The sequence below is a fragment of the Streptomyces sp. MB09-02B genome (assembly GCF_033794485.1).
Classification (GTDB): domain Bacteria; phylum Actinomycetota; class Actinomycetes; order Streptomycetales; family Streptomycetaceae; genus Streptomyces.
On record NZ_JARGEE010000829.1, the window covers coordinates 1 to 1,546 of the forward strand.

Sequence of the window (1,546 nt, forward strand, 5' to 3'; positions counted from 1 at the left end):
AGGGGCGGCGGGGGCGAGAAAACCCCGAGCCGCCCCACGCAACCTCACACGTCCCCGAACCGCTCCCCCGCCTCCGCCTTCTCCACCAACAGCCCCGGCGGCTCGAACCGCTCCCCATAGAGCCCGGCCAACTCCCGCGCTCGCGCGACGAACCCCGGCAGCCCACCCTCGTACCCGTTGATGTACTGCAGCACCCCACCGGTCCACCCCGGGAACCCGATCCCGAAGATCGACCCGATGTTGGCGTCGGCGACGGACGTGAGCACCCCCTCCTCCAGCAGCCGCACCGTGTCCAGCGCCTCGGAGAAGAGCATCCGCTCCTGCATGTCCCGGAACGGGATCCGGTGACCCGGCTTCGTGAAGTGCTCCCGCAGTCCGGGCCAGAGCTTGGCACGGCGCCCGTCGGACCCGTAGTCGTAGAACCCGGCACCCCCGCTGCGGCCGGGGCGTCCGAACTCGTCGACCATGCGGTCGATGACGGCCTCGGCGGGATGGACGGTCCAGGTGCCACCCGCCTCCTCCACGGCCCGCCGGGACTCCGCGCGGATCTTGCGGGGCAGGGTGAGGGTCAGCTCGTCCATGAGGGAGAGGACCTTGGCGGGGTAGCCCGCCTGGGCCGCCGCCTGTTCGACGGAGGCGGGCTCGATGCCCTCGCCGACCATCGCGACACCCTCGTCGATGAAGTGGCCGATGACCCGGGAGGTGAAGAAGCCGCGCGAGTCGTTGACGACGATCGGGGTCTTCTTGATCTGGCGGACCAGGTCGAAGGCGCGGGCCAGGGCCTCGTCGCCGGTCTGCTCGCCCTTGATGATCTCGACCAGCGGCATCTTGTCGACGGGCGAGAAGAAGTGCAGGCCGATGAAGTCGGACCGGCGGACGACGCCTTCGGCCAGCTCGGTGATGGGAAGGGTCGAGGTGTTGGAGCAGAGCAGGGCGTCCGGCGCCACGACCCCCTCGATCTCCTGGAACACCTTGTGCTTGAGCTCGGTGTTCTCGAACACGGCCTCGATGACGGCGTCGCAGCCCGCGAGGTCGGCCGGGTCGGCGGTGGGGGTGATCCGGGCGAGGAGGGCGTCGGCCTTCTCCTGGGTGGTGCGGCCCTTGGCGACCGCCTTGGCGCAGAGCTTCTCCGAGTACCCCTTGCCCTTCGCTGCCGCTTCGGGCGTCACGTCCTTCAGGACGACCTCGATGCCCGCGCGGGCGCAGGAGTACGCGATGCCGGCGCCCATCATCCCGGCGCCGAGGACGGCGACCCTGCGGACCTGGCGGGGTTCGATGCCCTGGGGGCGGTTCGCGCCGGAGTTGACGGCCTGGAGGTCGAAGAAGAAGGCCTGGATCATGTTCTTCGAGGTCTGCCCGGCGGCCAGCTCCACGAAGTAGCGGGCCTCGATGACCTGGGCGGTCTCGAAGTCGACCTGGGCGCCCTCGACGGCGGCGGCGAGGATGCGGCGCGGCGCCGGATAGGGCGCGCCGTTGGTCTGCTTACGCAGGGTGGCGGGGAAGGCGGGCAGGTTCGCCGCGAACCTGCCCGCCTTCCCCGCCACCC

1 protein-coding gene is annotated in these 1,546 nt (G+C 70.8%); it reads right to left on the minus strand.

Features of this window, described 5'->3' with window-relative positions; all coding sequences use genetic code 11:
- Positions 1-44: 44 nt before the first annotated feature.
- The coding region (locus P1P70_RS44445) for a 3-hydroxyacyl-CoA dehydrogenase family protein (RefSeq protein ID WP_319248156.1) at positions 45-1,546 on the minus strand (1,502 nt) is incomplete at its 5' end.